The 20,559-nt window shown below is 53.1% G+C and carries 20 protein-coding genes; 12 read left to right on the top strand and 8 right to left on the bottom strand.

Going from position 1 to position 20,559, the window contains the following annotated elements:
* Positions 1-33 precede the first annotated feature (33 nt).
* From K355_RS25045 to K355_RS0107925, 6 genes are all read left to right on the top strand, one after another.
* A complete protein-coding gene (locus K355_RS25045; RefSeq protein WP_162142290.1) occupies positions 34-1,383 on the top strand; it encodes a class I SAM-dependent methyltransferase in 1,350 nt (449 codons plus the stop codon).
* Between the two features lie 445 nt (positions 1,384-1,828).
* On the top strand, positions 1,829-2,185 hold the full coding sequence (locus K355_RS26050; protein ID WP_028791436.1) for an AtpZ/AtpI family protein: 357 nt from the start codon (positions 1,829-1,831) through the stop codon (positions 2,183-2,185).
* Positions 2,186-2,219: 34 nt separating this feature from the next.
* The gene (locus tag K355_RS0107940; protein ID WP_022731591.1) at positions 2,220-2,942 is read left to right on the top strand and encodes a F0F1 ATP synthase subunit A; all 723 of its coding nucleotides are present in this window, start codon (positions 2,220-2,222) and stop codon (positions 2,940-2,942) included.
* Between the two features lie 60 nt (positions 2,943-3,002).
* Entirely contained in the window at positions 3,003-3,227 is a 225-nt protein-coding gene (locus K355_RS0107935; RefSeq protein WP_022731590.1) for a F0F1 ATP synthase subunit C, read from the top strand.
* A 74-nt stretch (positions 3,228-3,301) separates the two neighbouring features.
* The gene (locus K355_RS0107930; RefSeq protein ID WP_022731589.1) at positions 3,302-3,787 is read left to right on the top strand and encodes a F0F1 ATP synthase subunit B family protein; all 486 of its coding nucleotides are present in this window, start codon (positions 3,302-3,304) and stop codon (positions 3,785-3,787) included.
* A gap of 4 nt (positions 3,788-3,791) precedes the next feature.
* A complete protein-coding gene (locus tag K355_RS0107925) occupies positions 3,792-4,295 on the top strand; it encodes a F0F1 ATP synthase subunit B family protein (RefSeq protein WP_022731588.1) in 504 nt (167 codons plus the stop codon).
* 93 nt (positions 4,296-4,388) lie between these two features.
* Here the strand turns inward: K355_RS0107925 and K355_RS0107920 are convergent, their stop codons facing one another.
* Positions 4,389-5,354: a glutathione S-transferase family protein gene (locus tag K355_RS0107920; protein ID WP_022731587.1), complete on the bottom strand. Its 966-nt coding sequence runs from the start codon at positions 5,352-5,354 to the stop codon at positions 4,389-4,391.
* Between the two features lie 156 nt (positions 5,355-5,510).
* Here K355_RS0107920 and K355_RS0107915 point away from each other — a divergent pair, with 156 nt between their 5' ends.
* Positions 5,511-6,476, top strand: coding sequence for a LysR family transcriptional regulator (locus K355_RS0107915; protein ID WP_022731586.1), 966 nt, complete (start codon positions 5,511-5,513; stop codon positions 6,474-6,476).
* A 25-nt stretch (positions 6,477-6,501) separates the two neighbouring features.
* Here the strand turns inward: K355_RS0107915 and K355_RS0107910 are convergent, their stop codons facing one another.
* The 4 genes from K355_RS0107910 to K355_RS0107895 are packed head-to-tail and all read right to left on the bottom strand — an operon-like array spanning position 6,502 to position 13,297.
* Entirely contained in the window at positions 6,502-8,577 is a 2,076-nt protein-coding gene (locus tag K355_RS0107910) for a hypothetical protein (protein ID WP_022731585.1), read from the bottom strand.
* Positions 8,574-11,291 (bottom strand): DUF4159 domain-containing protein, encoded by a 2,718-nt coding sequence (locus K355_RS0107905; protein ID WP_022731584.1) that lies wholly within the window; start codon positions 11,289-11,291, stop codon positions 8,574-8,576. Before K355_RS0107905 ends, K355_RS0107910 begins: the two co-directional genes overlap by 4 nt.
* Entirely contained in the window at positions 11,288-12,256 is a 969-nt protein-coding gene (locus K355_RS23470; protein ID WP_022731583.1) for a DUF58 domain-containing protein, read from the bottom strand. Before K355_RS23470 ends, K355_RS0107905 begins: the two co-directional genes overlap by 4 nt.
* Positions 12,257-12,259: 3 nt before the next feature.
* Positions 12,260-13,297 carry an AAA family ATPase gene (locus tag K355_RS0107895; RefSeq protein ID WP_022731582.1) on the bottom strand — a complete coding sequence of 346 codons (1,038 nt, stop codon included), beginning with the start codon at positions 13,295-13,297 and terminating at the stop codon, positions 12,260-12,262.
* A gap of 115 nt (positions 13,298-13,412) precedes the next feature.
* On the opposite strand from K355_RS0107895, the gene K355_RS0107890 reads away from it, so the two are divergent.
* The 5 genes from K355_RS0107890 to K355_RS0107870 all read left to right on the top strand — a co-directional run bounded on the left by K355_RS0107890 (position 13,413) and on the right by K355_RS0107870 (position 16,976).
* Positions 13,413-13,991 (top strand): DUF1285 domain-containing protein, encoded by a 579-nt coding sequence (locus tag K355_RS0107890; RefSeq protein WP_022731581.1) that lies wholly within the window; start codon positions 13,413-13,415, stop codon positions 13,989-13,991.
* Positions 13,991-14,635 carry a CoA pyrophosphatase gene (locus K355_RS23465; RefSeq protein ID WP_022731580.1) on the top strand — a complete coding sequence of 215 codons (645 nt, stop codon included), beginning with the start codon at positions 13,991-13,993 and terminating at the stop codon, positions 14,633-14,635. The genes K355_RS0107890 and K355_RS23465 overlap by 1 nt, the downstream gene beginning before the upstream one ends.
* Before the next feature lie 23 nt (positions 14,636-14,658).
* Positions 14,659-14,949, top strand: a complete 291-nt coding sequence (locus K355_RS0107880; protein ID WP_022731579.1) for a hypothetical protein — start codon at positions 14,659-14,661, stop codon at positions 14,947-14,949.
* A gap of 63 nt (positions 14,950-15,012) precedes the next feature.
* A complete protein-coding gene (locus K355_RS0107875; protein ID WP_022731578.1) occupies positions 15,013-16,326 on the top strand; it encodes a CCA tRNA nucleotidyltransferase in 1,314 nt (437 codons plus the stop codon).
* Positions 16,326-16,976 (top strand): GDSL-type esterase/lipase family protein, encoded by a 651-nt coding sequence (locus K355_RS0107870; protein ID WP_022731577.1) that lies wholly within the window; start codon positions 16,326-16,328, stop codon positions 16,974-16,976. The genes K355_RS0107875 and K355_RS0107870 overlap by 1 nt, the downstream gene beginning before the upstream one ends.
* Before the next feature lie 47 nt (positions 16,977-17,023).
* Here the strand turns inward: K355_RS0107870 and K355_RS0107865 are convergent, their stop codons facing one another.
* The 3 genes from K355_RS0107865 to K355_RS0107855 all read right to left on the bottom strand — a co-directional run bounded on the left by K355_RS0107865 (position 17,024) and on the right by K355_RS0107855 (position 20,548).
* Positions 17,024-17,374, bottom strand: a complete 351-nt coding sequence (locus K355_RS0107865) for a hypothetical protein (protein WP_022731576.1) — start codon at positions 17,372-17,374, stop codon at positions 17,024-17,026.
* 162 nt (positions 17,375-17,536) lie between these two features.
* Complete coding sequence (locus K355_RS23460; RefSeq protein WP_245562923.1) at positions 17,537-19,357, bottom strand: GGDEF domain-containing protein; 1,821 nt, start codon at positions 19,355-19,357, stop codon at positions 17,537-17,539.
* A gap of 237 nt (positions 19,358-19,594) precedes the next feature.
* The gene (locus tag K355_RS0107855) at positions 19,595-20,548 is read right to left on the bottom strand and encodes a site-specific tyrosine recombinase XerD (protein ID WP_022731574.1); all 954 of its coding nucleotides are present in this window, start codon (positions 20,546-20,548) and stop codon (positions 19,595-19,597) included.
* Between the last annotated feature and the right edge of the window lie 11 nt (positions 20,549-20,559).

Here is a 20,559-nt window from a genome sequence, read left to right as displayed (position 1 = left end):
CCTCTTTGAAATTCAATGAAGGTGAAGGCGGCAATGTCCCAAAAAGTGCGTGAACTCTATGAACAGTATCCCTATCCACTGCGCGACCCGCAGCAGGAAAAGGAACGTTTGCTCATGCCGCCAATGGATAGCTTGTCACGGATTAACCATTATGGTTTTTCCGGGCGCAAAGTGATCGATAACAACTTCCGTGCGCTTGTCGCAGGGGGTGGCACCGGCGATGCGATGATCTGGCTTGCCGAGCAACTGCGCGACGCTGGGGGCACGGTGACCTATCTTGAGCCGTCGCTTGCCAGTACTAAGGTTGCCCGTGCGCGCGCCGAGGCACGCGGGCTTGAAAACGTTACCTATGTCAATGCGACGATATCCGACTTTGCCGGGTCAAAACCCGATGGATTTGATTACATCAATTGTGCGGGTGTGCTGCATCACCTTGAAGATCCCGAAGAAGGCCTGCGCGATTTGACGATGGTCCTGAAGCCCGATGGGGCGATGGGGGTTATGGTCTACGGCGAACACGGGCGTCTGGCGGTTACAGAATGGCGCAAAATGGTGGCCCCACTTTTGCCCGAAAAGGATCTGGGTGCGCAATTGGCGATGACCAGAGCACTCTTGGCCGACCTTCCCGAAGACAACATGTTGCTAAAAATGGGCGGCGGTCCGGGCTTTATCAAAGGACTGCTTGAAAACGATCCGGAAATTGTCGACTTGCTGCTTCACCCCGTGGAATGTGCCTATGACGTTCACGGGGTGTATGATTTTGCCGCCTCGGCCGGATTGGAGGTTGCGGCCTTTACCGGGTTCTTTGGTTTTGGCGGCACGGGCAAGGCGCATTACGCCATCGAAAATCTTGTGCGCGATCAACGTATCTTACGCGAATTGGCGACCAAGCCACTATGCGATCAGCAGGCCTTCTGTGAACGGTTTAGCGGGGCGATGCCGCTGCATGCGTTTTATCTGACCAAAGCCGAAGCTGTGGGTGCGGGCGATGCACAAGGTGCCGGTGGCGTGTTACCCGACGCAGATTTGGCGCCTTATTTCTTTGTCCGGCCGAACGAGACGTTTTTTGACGATCTGATCGCGCTTTCGGGGCAGCCGGTTTTGATCGAAGATGGCAGCGGGAATGCAATTGACCTGACCGGCGGGCCTGATTTGGCAAAACTGCTTTCTGTGTTTGATGGGACCAGAACGGTTGAACAGCTTATTGCAGTTTTACGCGATGAAATTCTTGATCGCCAACCCATCGACATGAACCAGATTGCCGCAAACACCCTTGGCGCTGTTTGGGCCTTGTTTAACAAGTTCGACTGGATGCTCGCCGCACTTCCTAATGGATGGCAACAGGCTGATCAGCAAAGAACACTTTCGGTGCGCAAACTGTAATTTTCGGATCTTTCGGACGCCCCGGCGCGGAGTGCGCTGTCGGTGAATCGGCATTGGTAAAATCGCACTGTCTGGTTTCAAATTGCCTTTGGCGGGTGAAATATCGGTCACTTTGGTTGAAAACACCCGAATAGATTGAAATTAAGATTAACTGTGATCTTGGGCACTCATTGTGCTTAAATGCGTAAGAAACAAGGAAAACCGCCGGTTGCAGCGGATGTTGCCCGTGACAGAGCAGTATAATCGTCTGCAACTATCGCCTAACGTCAAATGTGTTTTCCTTCACATTATGGTAGATAAGTATTTATTTTTCAGATACTTAAGTGACTTATTGAGTGCCCTGTCGGGTGGGGTTTTACAGCTTGACAGCCCATGGGGTGCTAAGTATGTTGCCCGCGCATTTCCTTGCGACGTTTGCAAGGCTGCTAAAGCGGGGTTCACGACAATGAGCGATGACAAAGATCGCGCTTCATTAGAAGAGCTTGAGACGAAGCTTTCGGCAGTCGCGCACAAACGCGAAGAAAAGCACAGCCCGAACCGGGCGACTGGTAAACCATCCCAAGGGATGGCAATCGGCATGAGGATTTCGGCGGAAATGATCGCTGCGGTTCTTGTTGGTTTGCTGATTGGCTGGGCGCTGGATCGGGTGCTTGATACGACGCCTTGGCTTATTGTTCTGTTTGTCTTTCTCGGAGCAGGGGCTGGAGGTTTAAACGCTTATCGCGTTGCCAAAGGGTACGACAGTGCTGTCGGACTTGGGCGTGCGATGAGGGAGCGCAGCAAGCAGGGCGACGAGGATTAACCTCGAAACCTTATAATATTGAGCGAGGATTACGGTGGCTGGACCGCTAGAGCAGTTTGAAATCAAACCATTGGCCGATCTTTCGGTTGGCGGTATTGACGTTTCCTTCACCAACTCCGCACTTTGGATGGTGATCGCAGCCGTTCTGGTAACGTGCTTCATGACGATGTCTATGCGTCGTGGTGCATTGGTTCCTGGACGCTGGCAGGGTGCTGCCGAGGTGATGTATGAATTCGTCGCCAATATGCTCAAAGACAACGTTGGAAGTGCGGGACGTAAGTATTTCCCGTTCATTTTCACGCTTTTCATGTTTGTGATGTTCGGGAACCTGCTTGGCATGATCCCGCACAGCTTTACTTTTACGAGCCACATCGCGGTTAACTTCGCGCTGGCTCTGGTGATTTTCATTGGCGTGACGGTCATCGGCTTCATGCGTCATGGTACGCATTACTTCCGGATGTTCTTCCCGGAAGGCGCGCCGATTGCGACCGCGATCATTTTGATCCCGATTGAAATCATCTCCTATTTCTCTCGTCCGTTCAGCTTGGCGATCCGACTGTTTGCTAATATGACAGTTGGCCACATCATGCTGAAGGTTATCGGTGGGTTCGTCGGCCTGATTGGCATTCTTGGCGTGCTTCCGTTTGCTCTTCTGACGGGGATTACTGTTCTGGAGTTCGGCATTGCTGCGCTTCAGGCTTATGTGTTCACAATTCTCACCTGCATCTATCTCCATGATGCAATCCACATGCACTGATGTGTGTGGTTTGGTGTGATCTCTTCTGATTGCCTTTAAGAAATTCGAAAGGGTGAAGTTATGGAACTCGATGCTGCAAAGATGATCGGTGCTGGCCTGGCTGCTATTGGTATGATTGGTGCCGGTATCGGTGTCGGTAACATCTGGTCAAGCCTGATTGCCACTGTTGGCCGTAACCCGGCTGCCAAAGCTGATGTAGAACTTTATGGCTGGATCGGCTTTGCCGTTACCGAAGCTATTGCGCTTTTCGCACTTGTCGTTGCGCTGATCGTTCTCTTCGTATAATCGGCGCCTTTTGAGCGAATACTCGGCCCGGCGAGGAACGCCCTCGCCGGTGTCGTTGAATTCGGGAGTAGGCTATGCCGCAGTTTGATATTGCGACGTTCTCAGAACAGATTTTCTGGCTGTTTGTTATTTTCACCATCTTGTATTTCCTGATGTCGAAAATTGCGCTGCCAAAAGTTGGTGAAGTTCTTGAACGCCGTCAAAAGAACATCGAAGACAATCTTGGCAAGGCTCGGGCGTTGAAAGACGAAACCGATGCCGCCATCGCGAAGTACGAGGCTGCTTTGGCAGAAGCTCGTGATGCTGCGCAAGCAGACATTCGTGAAGCTTCGGAAAAGGCTGCTGCAGAGCAGGCTAAAAAAACCGAAGCACTGGTCAAGAAGCTGTCTAAAAAGACATCTGATGCCGAAAAGGCAATTGTGGATGCCAAAACGGATGCGATGAAAGGTGTTGCGGAAGCAGCCTCTGAAATCGCCCGCGAAGCAACCGACAAACTTATCGGCGTCAAGGTTCAGGCCAAAACTGCCGACAAGGCTGTTTCGGCTATTGTAGGAGAGTAAGATAATGGCAACCCATGAGGTTACTTTCCTTACCGATCCATACACATGGACCACGCTTTCGTTCGTTTTGGTCGTTGGGTTTGGCGGGTTCAAAGCCGTCAAAGGGATCTCTGCTGCACTTGATAAACGTGCAAAGAAGATTTCCGACGACATTGACGAAGCTCAGCGTCTTCGCGAAGAAGCTCAGGAGCTTCTGGCCAATTATCAGGCCAAACAACGCGAAGCCCTGAAGGAAGCTGACGAGATCCGCGCGCATGCCAAGGCTGAAGCCGACCGTATGCTGGAAAGCGCCCAGGCTGAGCTCAAAGCGGCACTTAAGCGCCGTGAACAGCAGGCTCTGGAACGTATCTCCAATCTCGAAAGCCAGGCGGTTGCCGAAGTTCGTGCGCATGTCGCCGAAATCGCAACCAAGGCGACTATGGCCCTTGTTTCTGACAAGGTTTCTGGTGCCAAGGCTGACGAACTGGTTGATAACGCGATCGCGGAAATCAAGGGTCGCCTGAACTAAGATTTTCCGTTTTACGGATTTAAAAACCCCGCAGCAGTGCTGCGGGGTTTTTTGTTTGTCTGATGACAACCATCACATGACTGCTTGGGGCTGTTATAAAGCTTTGAACCTGTCGCGGTCATGGGGCGCATCGAAATCAAGAGCCGGCCCAATTGGCACCACGCCGTGCGGGTTTATGGTCGGATGGCTTTGGTAATAGTGGTTTTTGATATGGTCAAAATGGACCGTTTCTTTGATCCCGGGATGTTGATAGAGCGCACGGGTATAGTTCCAAAGGTTTGGATAATCGCGCAGCATCCGCAGATTGCATTTGAAATGCCCGTGATAGACCGGATCAAACCGCACCAGCGTCGTAAACAGCCGCCAATCGGCCTCTGTGAGGCGATCACCCGCAAGGTAGGGCTGGGTTGATAAACGGTCTTCAATCCAGTCCAGCGCATTAAAAAGCGTCTTGGCGGCGTCTTCATAGGCAGACTGTGTTGTGGCAAAGCCGGATTTGTAAACGCCGTTGTTGATCTCGTGATACACGCGTTCATTTACTTGGTCGATTTCGCCACGCAAATCTTCCGGGTAATAGTTGCCGGGCTTTGCTCCAACATCGTCAAACGCGCTATTTAGCATGCGGATGATCTCGGACGATTCATTACTCACAATGCTGTTGGTTTTCTTGTCCCAAAGGACCGGCACGGTGACACGACCGGTATAGTCCGGTTTCGCATCGGTATAGACCTGATGCATGAAGTCACGGTCGGCCAAATCGTCTGCCAAACCGTCTTTGCGCGAAAATTCCCAGCCATTTTCTGCCATATGCCAGTGAACCACAGACACAGAAATCATGTCCTCAAGGCCCTTAAGCGCGCGCATGATCAATGCGCGATGCGCCCACGGGCAGGCATAGGAAACATAAAGATGGTAACGGCCTGATTCGGCGGGGAAACGGGCATCGGCATCGTTGGACAGCCAATTGCGAAACGCAGAATCCTGACGCTTGAATTTTCCGCCCGTGCTTTTGGTATCGTACCACTGATCTTGCCAGCGTCCTTCGACCAACAGTCCCATCTTGGTTCCTCCGACGTCGTCGTTTTGGATTTAGGGGATCTGCTTTACGCGATCCTGTCCCTATTGTCGTCATTTCCGCGTTGAAGACAATTAGGTGATGTGACATTAATTTGTTTCCAAACAGGCAACAGTTTGGCGGCAGGCAGGAGCAAAGTAATGTTGATCGGAAATCTTGATGCGATGACTGTTTTCGCCCGTGTGGTTGAAGAACGCAGTTTTTCAGGAGCGGCGCGAAAGCTTGGCATGTCAAAATCTGCTGTCAGCAAACATGTGACCAAGCTTGAAGACAATCTTGGCATTCGCCTTTTGAACCGGACCACAAGACGGTTGAGCCTGACCGATGCCGGATCAACATTTTATCAGCATTGCGCGCGTGTGGTCGAAGAAATCGAAACCGCCGAGCATGCCCTGACCGATTTACGCGGTACTCCGCGCGGCACACTGAGAATATCGGCACCCCTGACGTTCGGGCAGATGTATTTGCCTGCCCTTGTCACAGAGTTCATGGAACAGTATCCCGGTTTGCATGTCGACATTCATCTGGCCGATCATATGGTTGATCTCGTCGCCGAAGGTGTTGATATGGCCATCCGTATTACCAGACTGAAAGACTCAAGTCTGATCGCGCGCAAGCTGGCTGATTTTTCCAGTCACATCGTCGCGGCACCATCGTATTTACAAGAACATGGCGAACCGAAAACGCCACAAGACCTGACCCAGCATAAAACACTGTCCTACACCAACCTTCCCAGCCCGAACATTTGGGATTTCAACGGACCGGACGGACAGGTCAGTGTACGTGTTGATCCGGTTTTATCGTGCAATAACGGTGAATTTACCTCGACCGCGGCAATTCGTGGGCTGGGTATCGCGCGCGAGCCGGAATTCATTGTCGCCCAAGCCCTTTTGGATGGACGTCTGGTGTCGATCCTAAAGGACTTTAATGCCGATAGCGGCGGGGGCATTTACGCGGTTTACCCTGAACGTCGCCATTTGCCGACAAAGGTTCGGGTCTTTATCGATTTTCTGGTGGAGAAATTCCGGGGCGGATTATGTTCGTTCCATCAACAAACCTGCGCTGATGTGGCCCAGGGCAAAGGCCCCATTCGTTCGTTACAGTGACCCAAAGACAAAATGGCGGTTCGACCTATTTACTTTCTACCCGCCAGCCAACCAGACAAATCGCGCCGATCAACAGCGCAATCAACGGAATCGGCAACAGATTGGTGATGCCGCCAACAATGGTGCGATAGCTGTCTGTTTCCAGGAAACCAGCCCAGTTCAATCCATGCCGGACCCGGTCGCTGGGGATATGACGGAAATCGGGAAGTCCGTTTTCAATACGCCCGATATATCCGTCATTTTGCGCAACCAATCCGGCAAGGATTTCGGGGGTGGAATTTGTATTGCGTGATTCGGCGGTCAAGACGTCGCGATCAACATGCAAGGCCGTTTGGGTTCGGTCACTAAGGTCCCGTCCTCTTACCCGGATCAATCCGCGTTCAGCCATGGGAACAACCGCCTGCCATGTCTGGTCGGGTTGTTTTTCAAAGGCGGCATTTACCTGTTCACTAGTTTCGGGGTTGATCACACTTCCAATTTCAGGATTTGCCCCAATTTTTCGCCAATTCAGGATCAGGCTTTCACCATCCGCACTGCGCACAGTCGTGATGGTGTTTTCATCGAGTGCCGGTTCTTTCATCAACCAATGCGATAACCGGCGCAGAAGTTCCGCCACCGGGCCACCGCCATCATGACCGCGCTGCCAAAGCCACATCTGATCGGAACTGAGCATCGCAACCCGGCCTTCTTCGACCCTTTGAAGGGTCAAAAGCGGCATGTCATCCGCACCTGTCATCAATGTCATGACATCGGGATCGGATGTTCTGGTTTCGATTTGCCGGTACCAACGACCCCATTTGGGCGGCGTGCTTGGCGAGCCGGCAATTGCGGCTGTGACGGGATGTAACCGGCCGGCATCGTTCACGCGCGGCACAAACGGTTGTTCCATAATCCGGCCGGTCGCAACCGCGGGCATCAGGTCATTTAGCACTGTACTCGAAAGCCCGTCTGCCCCGATATATTCCGGCCCGGCGACCACCAGTGCCGCACCACCCCATTTTACGTAATCGACAACCTTTTCCAGATAATGAGCCGGCAGCACACCACGCATTTGATAACGATCAAAAATGATCAAATCAAACTGGCGAAGGCGCACTTCAAACAGGTCACGAATGGGAAAAGGAATAAGAGCCAATTCATTGATCGGGGTGTCATCGCCCTTTTCGGGTGGCCGCAGGATGGTGAAATGCACAAGATCAACCCCCGGATCAGCCCGTAAAAGATTACGCCATGCACGTTCACCCGGATGGGGTTCCCCCGATAGCAACAGTACCCGCAACCGGTCGCGAACCCCGGTGGTTTCAAGGATCAGGCGGTTGTTGGTTTGATCGGTTTCATCTTCGATCTCGTCCATGCGCAGTTCAGCCAGAACCGGTCCAGCATGAGGAACCGGGATGTTGATGCGGTGTTGTTCATTGGCGGGCAGGTAGATTTCTTTCTCGGTGCCATCTTCAAGCAACATGCGCACGGCAATTGGTGTGCCTTTGGCAAGGTCATGATCAATGGCCTCGACCATGAATTCCGCATCCTTGCCAACAATGCCGTAATCGGCACTTTGGCGAATTTGCAATCGTCTGTCGTGTTCGTCTTCATGTCCGGAGATCAACACATGCAGTGGCGCGCCCAGATCAAGGCGGGCGGGCACATCGTGCACCTGACCATCGGTGATCATCATGATCCCGCCAAGCCGTTCACGGGGAATACCACCAAGCAAGCGGTCAACAACCGCAAACATGCGGGTATCAGATTGGCCTGTGACATCCTCAAACCGCAGTTCAATCGTATCATTGCCGGCAAAACGGTCGCGAAGTTGCTTGATCGTTTCGTCGGTTTGCTCGGACCGATCACCAATTTCCTGACTTGCACTGCGATCCACAAGGACCAGCACAATGTCGCTCAGTTTTTCACGGTCCTGATCGGCAAACTGTGGTGCCAAAAGTGCAAGCAGCACAAGCACCATTACCACCCCGCGCCAGATGGTGCCGCGCAGCCGAAACAGGGCAAAAACCACCACCGCAATCAGGCACAGCACAGCCAGAATTTGCAAAATACCGATATCAAGCAACGGCGATATCTGAAGATTCTGCCAGTCTTGGGTCATCGGCCAAGCCTTTCAAGGATGGCAGGTAAATGCACCTGATCACCCTTGTAGCTGCCGGTAAGCGCATACATCACAAGATTAACACCAAACCGAAATGCCATTTCGCGCTGTCTTGGTGAAATATCCTCGGCGCGCATTTCCTCGCGGCCTTCGGGTAACATCCATGCCGATGCCCAGTCATTGCCCCCAAACAGCACCGATGCCACACCATCCAGACGCTGATCCGGACGGGCATCAAGCCAAATGGGGGCCGAAAACCGGCCATAGGCATGATCAAGCAGATAAAAACTGCGAAATACGATGTGATCGCCCGGTGCACGGTCAAGGATCGGGATTTCAAGCCCGGCCAGAAGACGCCGCAACCGGGCGGGTTCAACTTCGCGGTCGCGGCTGTCGATCAGGATCATTCCCCCGTTTTCAAGGTACTTGTTCAGCCGGTCACGTGCCCGTTCAGAAAACGGTTTCTGACCATCGACAAGCGGCCAATAGATCAAGGGATAAAAACTCAGTTCGTCCGTTTCCGGATTGACCCCGTCGACACTACTAAGATCGGCTGCACTGCGTCGACGCAGGATCTCGGTTAATCCCGCCATGCCGGCCTGACTAAGCCGGTCCACCGGTGCAACCCCGGTTTCAAAATAGGCCAGTCGGGGCGACAAGGCTGCTTCCTGAAGGGTTGCGGCATTACCATCGGTCGTAGATGACAACAGCACCGTGCTGGTCGACGTGCCAAGCATCGCAAGTGCGATGAGGGTGGATGTCACCGCATTGCTTTGCCGGTTGCGGCGCAGACTGACGTGATGCACGGCCAATAAGGTAAGCCCATCGACCAGCAACAAAAGCAACGCCCCAATCAGGCACAAAGCGGCAAGATCAATCTGGTTATGATCCGTGATTTTGCGTTTATCAATCCCGGATGGCCACGTCACATCATTGGCAAGTGATCCCAGAAACGGGCCAAGGTTCAGGGCAATTGCCTGACCGTTTTCGCCGTAAATGCCGGGCGGATGACGTGGTGTCGGTGTGGCGAGTGGTGCGCGAAGGGGCAGGATCATCGCATCGGGTTGATGGGCCTGTCCAAACCCGTCGAGAACCGATTGCGGCGGTAAACTGGTTTGCAGTTCACCACTGTTGGGATTGCTCGGACTGGCAAGTGGAAGGATTCTTTGCCACAGCTCAACAAACAGTCCCGACATCGGCAAGTTCGACCAATCGGCCCATGGGGTGACGTGAAACAGCACAAGGCGTCCGGCATTTTGCGCGGAGCTGGTAATCAAGGGGGTGCCATCCGTCAGACGTGCCCAGGTTTTGCTCAGAATGTCGGGGTCTGGTTCGGCCAGCAATTGCCGGGTAATGGTAATTTCCGGTGGAATGGTAATGCCAAAAAACGGACTGGTTTCGGGGAAATCAAGCAATCGCTTTGGCTTTTCCCACGACATGGAACCGCCAAAGTCGCGATTGCCCAAACGCAAGGTGACGGGCAAAAACTCATTGCCGATTTCTGTCGAACTGTCGCCAGCAAACCGCACCAGCATGCCGCCGTCGTTGACCCATCTTTCAAGGTTTTTATGTTGGCTGCCCAATCCTGAAATTGGGCCGGTTGCCACCAGAACATCGACTTTCTGTTCCAGCAATTTGCCAAGCGGCTGATAGATGACTTCGGCATAGGGGGACAGCGCCCGATCAAGGAAGAAATACCGGTCCGATAAAACCGCCGGACTGTCCCCGGAACTGACAATCACACCCACGCGACGTTGTTGCCAACGCGCACCTGTTTGAAACACCGTCGCGGCACTTTCGCGTCCCTCAATGCCGACGGTCTGAATGGCATTGGCGATATCACTTGGCAAAAGAACGGTCAGTTCGGTCTGTTCAGTATCGGCAGCAATTTCGGCGTTATGGCGCAACAGGACCGATCCACGTTCACCGCGTGCAAGAAGATTGATCGTGCGGGCCGTGTCGCTGCGATTATGGGAAAGTGTGGCGATCAAGCCAGTGCGTGACCGGATCAGGGATCGTACCGCCATCCGATCATTAATCGTCGGTTCGATCACCGTGATCGGGGCGATTTGAAGAAGCTCCTCGGCAAGTTCGGATTTGCCGGGGTTTGCCATCTGGTCGCTTAGCCAAAGTACACTGCCAATCGTTGTGTTCATTTCCTGTTGATTGGAAATCAGATCAGACAGGGCAAAATAATCAGCCGCCCAAGGACGCGGTTGTAACCGGCCAATAAGGTCTTGCGCCCCGCGAGGCGAAAGTGGGCCGACAATGTCGGGCAGCTTCCACGTGGTTGCACCGGCGGCCTCGGGGGCAGTGCGCGCGATATAAACCGATTGCAGATCAAACCGTGCCTTATTGATGATCTGATCCAAGGCCGAGCGGTATTGAGACCACTCGGATGCACTCGACCAGCCATTATCGACAATGATCAAAATCGCGCCGTTGTTTTGGGAAAATTCGTTTCTGTTCATCACCGGGCGGGCTGCTGCGACAATCAGCAAGGTCAGAATAAGACAGCGCAGAATGGTTTGCCAGATTGGCGCACGCTGAACATCCCGGCGCTGGCTTTTTAAGCCGCGCAACAATCGGGCTGCGGGAAACGTGATTTGCTTTGGTGCGCGTGGGGCAGACCGGATTAACAGCCAGACAATCGGCAGGACCATAAGGCCTGCCAGCATCGCCGGATACAGGAATGTGATGGCCGAAAGGCTCATGACGTCTCCTGCGTTTTATGACCGTCCGGGATGGGGCGGTTCAGGTTGGGGCGTCCACGCCCGTTTGACCCGCTTTGGTTCTGACGTTCGCTAAGATGTTGATACAGTGCCAGAAGGGTCGGGCTTGCACTTTCCGATGTGACGTGACGATCGCACAGCCAGTCGTTCTGGCGCGCAGCATCACGGACATCGGCCCGCCATTTTTGTGCCCGGCTTTTGAAACCCTCGGCGATGTCTTCGAATTTTTCGCTTTTGAAAATCAGGGTGTCATTGGAATCAAGGAAATTGACCCGTCCCTGAAACGGCGGCGAGATTTCAGCAGGGTCCAGAATATGAACCAGTGCACCGTCATTCTGATATTGGCCCAAATGACGGACGGCATTTCGTGTCTGGGTGCCGTGATCGGCAAATTCCAGAAAATCGCCCAAAACCAAAACAGAATGTTTGCGTCCCGGGTGCATGTTCAGGCCTTGCTCGGCGATGCTTGGTGGAGTGGCCAACATGGCATGTGCCAGTTTTTCCAGATGTTCGGCGGATGTAACCCGGGTACGTTCTACATCAAACGTGCCAACAGTTTCACCATTTCGGACCAAAAGGTCGGCCAGGGCAATCGATATGATAAGCGTGCGTTCGGCCTTGCTTGGAATGTCGCGTGCAGATGACCAATACATCGACGGCGATAACACCGGCCAGATCCAGTAATTATGACTGGCCTGCCATTCCGTTTGACGGATGAAGGTATGATCACTGCGTGCTGAACGGCGCCAATCGATCTGATTGGTTGGATCGCCCGGAACATATGGCCGGAACTGCCAAAAATCACTACCCGGCCCGACTTTGCGGTTGCCATGCAATCCCCCGCGCAGACTGATGGCTGTCCGGCGGGACTCATCAATCAGTTGGGGCAGTCGTGCCGCCAGCGCACGGGCAGCAGCAACATGATCATGCACGGCATTAAGCGCCAATTCTTAGCTCTCCTGAAGGTGGGCGAGGGCATCTGTGATCAGGCTTTTTGCAGTATATCCTTCGGCACGCGCACCATAGGTCAGGCCAAACCGGTGGCGTAGAATGGGAACAGCCAGTTCAGAGACATCTTCAATCGATGGCGCAAACCGGCCATGCAGCATCGCCCGTGCCCGGCAGGCTAGTGACAGTGATTGGGCGGCACGTGTTCCCGGACCCCATGCAACATTGTCGCGGATATCGACCATTGATGTACTTTCCGGGCGGCATTCGCGGCACAATGCAATGATGATATCAAGCACGCGGTCGGGCATCGGCAGGCGGCGGACAAAATCCTGTGCCTCGGCCAGATCATCGGCCTGAAGAACCTGCCTTGGCCGGGTGGGATAGCGCCCGGTGGTTTCCGTGACGATTTTACGTTCTTCGTCCGCATTGGGATAGGCCAGACGCACTTCAAGCAAGAACCGGTCAAGCTGTGCTTCGGGTAATGGATATGTGCCTTCCTGCTCGAGCGGGTTTTGGGTTGCCAGAACATGGAACGGTTCAGGAAGTTTGTGACTATAGCCCGCTACCGATACTTCGTGTTCCTGCATGGCTTGAAGCAGGGCCGACTGGGTTCGTGGGCTGGCACGGTTTATTTCATCGGCCAGAAGAAGCTGGCAGAACACAGGCCCCTTGATAAAGCGAAAGGCGCGTTTGCCATCCGTGCCTTCTTCAAGGACTTCGGACCCAAGGATATCTGCAGGCATCAGGTCAGGGGTGAACTGAATGCGCTTGTCCAAAAGGCCCAGTACTTTGCCCAATGTATGGGCGAGTAACGATTTCCCAAGCCCCGGCGCACCAACCATCAAGACATGGCCGCCAGATAAAATACCGATAAGTGTTTGCTCTACAGCCTCATTCTGCCCAAATATAATGGATGAAACCATTTTGCGGGCTTCGGCCAGGCGACCGACACATTCGTCCAAACGCGCGGCGTCGCGTTCAAGACTGCTATCTTGGGAAAACCCCATCTCTTCGGGGAAACGTGGCGCGTTTGTCATGGCGGGAGACTTTGCTTCCTCTGTTGCAGTGCAATCGCTGACCAGATTAGGGAACGCAAAAGAATTCACATAATCACTACGGGAAAACATTTGGTTCCGGAGTTAACTGTACAGCATGAGCAATAACGAAAAAACCACCGATCTCGCCGAAAAACTTTGGTCGCGCCTGCGCGGGCAAAAGCCCGACACCGGACGGCATCCGCAGATTTGCGGTGATATCCCTATGTCTATAGGTCGGGATGGCACATGGTTCTATCAAGGTGGGCCCATTGGCCGAATTGAGTTAGTGAAACTTTTTTCTTCTGTCCTGCAACGTGATGAAGAAGGCGGTCATTGGCTTGTAACCCCTGCTGAAATGGCGCGTATTGACGTTGAAGACGTTGCATTCATTGCCGTTGAGATGGAAAACAAGGGCACGGGCCATGATCAGATCCTTCGATTCCGCACCAATATTGATCAATGGGTCGAGCTGGACGGGGACCATGCATTGCGGGTTGAGCATGATCCTGAAACCGATGAACCATCGCCTTATATCGCGCTTGAACGCGGGCTGGAGGCGCGCCTGAACCGGGCGGTATTTTATCAACTTGTCGAATTGGCTGAGGAAATCATTGAACCTGAGACCGGGATGACCAGTATAGGTGTATATAGTCACGGACAGTTTTTTGAGATTGGCCGTATGGAGACCGTTTAATGACGCCAGCTGAAATCATTGCCGCACTGAATGCTCCGCGCGGTGATGCCGTGCAGCGCCGTGGTGATCACGCTGTCGATTATCCCGGATCAAAATCGCGCGCGCGCGCCTTTGCTGACGGGGATTTGATTGCCCGTCCTGCGGCGGTTCTGGTTCCACTTGTCAAACGGACCAATGGATTACATGTCATTTTAACCCGTCGGACGGATCATTTAAGTGATCACGCCGGACAAATCAGCTTTCCCGGCGGCCGGCAGGAAGAATTCGATGCCACCATCGAAGAAACGGCCTTGCGCGAAACCGAGGAGGAAATTGGCCTGAACCGGGGCCATATTGAACTGATTGGTCGTATTGATGATTATTATACCGTGACGGGCTATCAGGTGACCCCGGTGATCGGGCTTGTGACACCGCCGTTTGATCTGGTACCAGATGATCACGAGGTGGCCGAAGTATTTGAAGTCCCGTTGGAATTCATCCTCAATCCGGGCAACCAGAAACTGCAAACCGTAACCTTTGAAGGCGCACGACGGCGATATTTTGCCATCCCGTACCGGGAATATTACATCTGGGGGGCGACCGCCGGGATGCTGGTTAATTTCAGCGAAGTCCTGCGGGCATCGCGCACCGAGATGCACACATAAATGACGTTCAGGGAAAAAGCGTAATGCTAAGACAAATCATTCAGATTGGCCTGCCCCTGATACTGCCGTTTGTCATCTATGGCATCTGGTTGAAATTCGCACGTGCCAAAGCCATCCGCGAAGGCCACGATATCGTGCCACCCTGGAGCAAAGGTCCGTGGCTGTTGCTGTTTGGTGCGGGTGTTGCGTTAACCGCAGCAATCCTTATTTACACGGCACTTGGGACTGGTGCGCCGCCTGATTCGGTTTATCACGCGCCTTCTTTGGGCGACGGCGGTGTTGTTGAACCGGGTTATTTCGAACCCAAGGAATAACACCCCACGACCTTTGAACTTAGGTCCTGCCCCTAGACAACTGACGGACATCAAGACTGTGCGATGACAGGAATGGAACCAACAGGCAGATTGCGGCCCTATGGCATTATGGTCGCGGAAGATACGGCACGCGTGTTTGATGCCATCGAACAGCATGGCGGGCGTGCCCGTTTTGTTGGGGGTGTCGTACGCGATGCGTTGCTCAGACGTGATCTGCATGATGTTGATATTGCCTGTGACCTTGGCCCGGATGAAACCACGTCCGCACTTGAAAAGGTGGGCATCCGTGTGATCCCGACCGGAATTAAGCATGGCACAGTGACTGCAATCACCGATGCCGGTGCGTATGAGATTACCACGTTGCGGGTTGATGTCTTAAGCGATGGTCGTCATGCCGAAGTTGCCTTTACCGACAACTGGTTTGAAGACGCCAAACGGCGGGACTTTACATTCAACGCGATTTATTGCGATCTGGACGGCACCCTTTATGACCCGTTTGATGGTCAAACTGATCTGGGCGATGGGCGTGTCAGGTTCATTGGCACAGCGGAAAATCGCATCGCCGAAGATTTTTTGCGCATTTTGCGGTTTTTCCGGTTTCAGGCGTGGTTTGGCCGCCCCCCGATTGACCCGGTTGGTGCCGAAGCCTGCCGCAAGGGGGCGCGTGGATTACTTGATATTTCCCCTGAGCGCATCCGCGATGAAATGTTAAAGTTGCTGCTGGCCAAAAGCCCGGCGGGCACGATTGGCGACATGATTGGGTTTGATATTTTACCCGTGATCTTGCCGCAACTGACCCAGACAGCAAACCTGCGCATCATGCAATGGCTTGATAGTACCGCATTGGCCGACCCGGCGATTCAACCCGATCCCCTTCGACGTTTGGCAGCACTGTTTAAGCCCACAGATGACAACGATGTTAGCGCTAACATCGCCGAAGAATTCGCCCGGTCCTTGCGCTTGTCAAACACCGAAACAGATCGGTTCAGTGCGATGATTTCTGATGCGGCGCTGATTGAATCCGACCTTGATGCCGATACCGTTCGACGTGATTTGTATCGGATTGGGGCTGATCGTTTTCGGGATGCGGTTCTTTTGGCATGGAGCATGCGGGCTTCTGTCCCGCCGCGGTGTACCCAAGACGAAAACAAAGGCTGGCAAAACCTTGTTGCAACCGCCGCTGATTGGCAGCCAATACACCTGCCAATCCAAGGTCGCGATATTCTGGCCGCCAAGCTTGCCCCGGCTGGTCCAAAAATCGGCATGCTGTTAAAGCAGGCCGAAGAATATTGGTTGGATCGTGGCTGTGAACCCGACAGCGCAGAACTGATCAAATACCTTGCCAGTCACCCGATGACGGACGAACAGGAAGCATAATGAGAAAAGCTACTACTGGACATCGCATTTGCTGTTTTGGCGACAGTTTGGTCAATGGTGTGCGTGATGGGGAAAAAGGCGGTTGGCCGATGCGATTGGGCCGCCGGTTGCTGGGGGAGGCAAAGCACGAAACCACCATTTATAATCTTGGCATTCGCGCTGAAACGACCGAGGGCCTGAAAGCACGTTGGAAGTTTGAAGCCGAACTGCGCATGGTGGCCGAATTTCCGTCGGTCTTGTTGTTCAGTTTTGGCGTTAATGATGCCAATCATGCCGAAGACCGGGGGGAGGAAACCACTATGCGGGTATCACCGGCCAAATCGGCGGGCAATGCTGCCGAGATCATTGGCGAAGCTGCTAAACTGGCACCGACACTGTGGATCGGGCCGCAGGCGGTGATTGATGGCGGTAAATCAAGTCAGGAAATCAACGAACGGCTTGAAGGGCTTAACCAGATTTATCTGGAAACGGCGCGTGGGTTTGATGTGCCCTATCTTGATCTGCTTGGCACGACGCTAACCGATGAAACCTGGCAGCGCGCATTGCGCCGTGGCGATGGCTATCATCCCGATAAGACCGGCTATGACCGGTTGGCTGATTTGATCTGGGATTGGAATGACTGGCAAAAAGCGGTTGGTCTGACCGACTGATCTTTGCGGTATTCAGCACAGCGCAGCCGTGTGGAGATGCCTGAAAATCAGGCGTAGATATCGATATACTGACCACGGCCACTGGATGGGCTTGCACCAGCATTCGCTGTGCCAGACGGCTCATATCCGGTGGCGCCAAATTGTTCGATATCGTTTTCAAGAACGATGTCACGTGCGTCATTGCGGACAAATTGTTGCTTTTGATTGCGGTCCTGTTCAAAGGCGCGCACTGCGCGTTCAATTTCTTCGTCCGATGTAACGGCAGCCTGATTGTTCTTATCGACAATCTGGTCTTGCTGTTGCTGATCCTGCTGGGGTTGCTGACGCGGTGCGATTGGCCGCGTTGGACGAACCGGAATGACTTGTTGCAGGTCGGATGAAGAAGAAACGCTGACCATCGACGTGAAATGCTCGTTTAAAATGGTGTTATTTTGATGGGATATTAAACGCAGCGTAGATAAATAAAAGCATTATTTTGCTGTTTTCAAAGCCGTATGGCGTCTTCCATTTCGCGCGATATTCAATGAAAACTGACCAAAGATCGATAAACCCGAACTGCTTTAGGCGGGGATATGCGTAATTTCATCGCTCGTACCGGGTATTTCATAACAGGCACTGGCGAACCGCGTGGGGCTGCTTTTTGCCGTCGCCTTCAGCTTGGCGGCCGCGATTGAAATATGATCAAGGGTAATGTCGCTGCGTTCCGGGGGAATGCGCACCATCGCCGCGCTGACACTCATTAGGTCAAACCGCGCTTCAATACCGTCACGTCCCTTACCGGTCAGATATCCAGCTTCGCGTGTTTCGGCGTCATAGAAGCTTTTGATCTGCTCATCGAACATGGATTGAACGCGTTTAACTGCGGCGACGGCTTCTTCGAAATCAATCGATTGAACATAGGCAAAGAAATCATCGCCGCCAATATGACCGACAAACCAGTCATTCTGGCTTAGCACCTTGCCAAGGATATCCTTGAATAACAGGATCGCCCGGTCACCCTGACGGAACCCATAGCGGTCATTGAACGGTTTAAAATTGTCAAAATCAAAATAGACAGCAAAGCGGCGCTTGCGCGTGTTCGACAGTGCATTTGCCGCATAACGGTAAATCGCACTATTACCCGGAAGACGCGTGAGGGGATTTTCATCACGTGCATTTAGCGTGTTGCGTTCATTCACCGCATGCAAAAGCGCACTTTGGTCAAGCACGCCAAGGTATCGGCCATTCTCAGTCAGGATGACGCCGTCAATTGCCTTGGTGTTAACAAAGGTCTCAAGCAGTTCCGATAGGCTGGTTCGGATATCGGCAACCGGACAGCGGCGCAAAAACCGTTTGATATTGGTACGGTTGGCCGGATTTTGCAGCAACTCGCGCCCAAACGGGGTGTAGATGAAAGATTTGAATTCAGAATCTCGCACCACGCCAAGCGGTTCACCATTCTGATTAACCACCGGCACCAGCGAAATATCCGGGTTGTGTTGAAAATAGGTCAGGATATCAACCGGGTTAATGTCGCTTGGTAGGGCGGGTGTATCGAGAAGGTAAGACCGTACAACATCGTCGTCACGTTCGGTTTGTCGGCGGTTGTCGGCGGCAAGGTCGGCCGCAATCTTGATGGTGTCTGTTTGTTCAGGCAATTCTATTGACGGGTGGGCAAGGAAAAAGCCCTGCACAAGGTCACAGCCAAGTCGGCGACAGCAGAGGAATTCTTCGCGTGTTTCGACACCTTCGGCGACGACTTGTGCGGCAATCATATGGGCAAATGCGTTGATTTGCGTGACAAACAGTTCCTTGCGACGATCGCGGTCGATGCCGTCGATGAAGAACCGGTCAATCTTGATGATATCAGGCTCGCATTCATAGATCGCGCGCAATTGGGCAAAGCCGCTGCCGTAATCGTCAATGGCAATTTTAAAGCCCTGACTGCGATAGCGGACCAAAATGTCCTGAAGATATTGGGCGTTGCTGATGTCGTGACGTTCAGAAATTTCCAGAAAGATCGTGTCGCGCTCAAGCCCGGCATCCGATAGCAATTTTGCAGTTTGCCCAGGTTGATAATCTTCGGTCTTAATGACGCGGTTATCAAAATTATAAAACAGTTTCAGGCGCGTGGCACCGGGGAGGCGGGCAAACTTTTTAATCGCCTTTTCACGCAGCATCATATCAACGCTGTGCAGATTTCCGGTTTCCCAAGCCGTATCAAACAGGGCCTGAATGGATGCGAACCCGGCACTATCCCAACGCCGTAGCAACGCTTCATAACCAAAAACATGCCCAGTGTGCGGGCTGACAATCGGCTGGAAGGCAAAGTCGACTTTGTCGACAACCTGTTGCCAGTTTCGAAGCACGGCAGGCTGGGCGGTGGGTCTGTTGGTTGTCACTGCGTTGTCTGCATTATGAGCCAATGCAGTTCCCCGATTTGCCAAAATGTTTTTCGTTCCCTACTGAATAGGATAAAGACAGTTTTTGTTTGATTTGCTCTAGCTCAGGTTTGGCAACAACTTGATGACAGTACGGTTACTGATATATGACAACCGCAGAAAACGTGCATTTCTTCGTAAAATGACCGTCGTTTACCTATACGAACGGAGTAGACAAATCTTGCGGGGCTGCGTGCGTTACTCGGTTTTGGTCATATGTGCCAGTGGATGATGTTCCTGCACCAGCCCGCGCAACCGTGACTCGAGAACATGAGTATAAATTTGCGTGGTTGAAATATCCGAGTGGCCGAGCATTTTTTGTAAACTGCGCAAATCCGCCCCGTTGGCCAAAAGGTGGCTGGCAAAGGAATGACGCAAAACGTGCGGGGATACCCGTGACGGTGCCACACCTGCATCAACCGCCAGATCCTTGATCATGTTCAGGAACATTTGCCGGGTCAGATGCCCGGTTTTTCCACGTGACGGGAAAAGGTATGAGGATTGCCCGGCGCGGTTTGCATGGCCGTCGGATTTGTCTGATGGAATAAAAGCATCGCGCACCGAAATGTAGTCACGCAGGGCATCACGGGCCGGATCGGATAAGGGCACCAGACGTTCCTTGTCGCCTTTGCCCCTGACAATCAGCATTTGGGGATCGCGTGCCGCCGCCGCATAGGGCAGTTCAACCAGTTCGGAAACCCGCATGCCTGTGGCGTACATCAATTCGACCATCGCCAAAAGACGTTTGCCTTTAATGCCGGAATGGTTGGATGCTGCCGTAATCAGGCGATCAATTTCATCGATCGTCAGGAACTTTGGCAAGGTCTGGCCTTGCCGGGGACTGTCGATATTGGCCGATGGGTCTTCGTTGCGATATCCGTCGGAATACAGGAACTTGTGAAATTGCCGGACGGCTGAAAGTCGCCGTGCCTGTGTGCGTGGCGCAAGCCCGGCCGCACCGAGTTCGGCCATATAGCGCCGCATATCACCATCACCCGCCGACACAGGATCAGATTTTCCTGCCTTTAACGATCCAACATAATCGTCAAGATCGCGGCGATAGGCATCAAGCGTATGTGGACTGGCCCCGCGTTCAGCCGCCATCATTTCAAGAAAGGCCGAAATCAACGCGCTTGCAGGTGCCTTTGTCATTGCACGTGCCG

This window comes from Thalassospira lucentensis MCCC 1A00383 = DSM 14000, assembly GCF_000421265.1.
Lineage (GTDB): Bacteria > Pseudomonadota > Alphaproteobacteria > Rhodospirillales > Thalassospiraceae > Thalassospira > Thalassospira lucentensis.
This window is presented reverse-complemented; position numbering and strand designations above follow the sequence as displayed.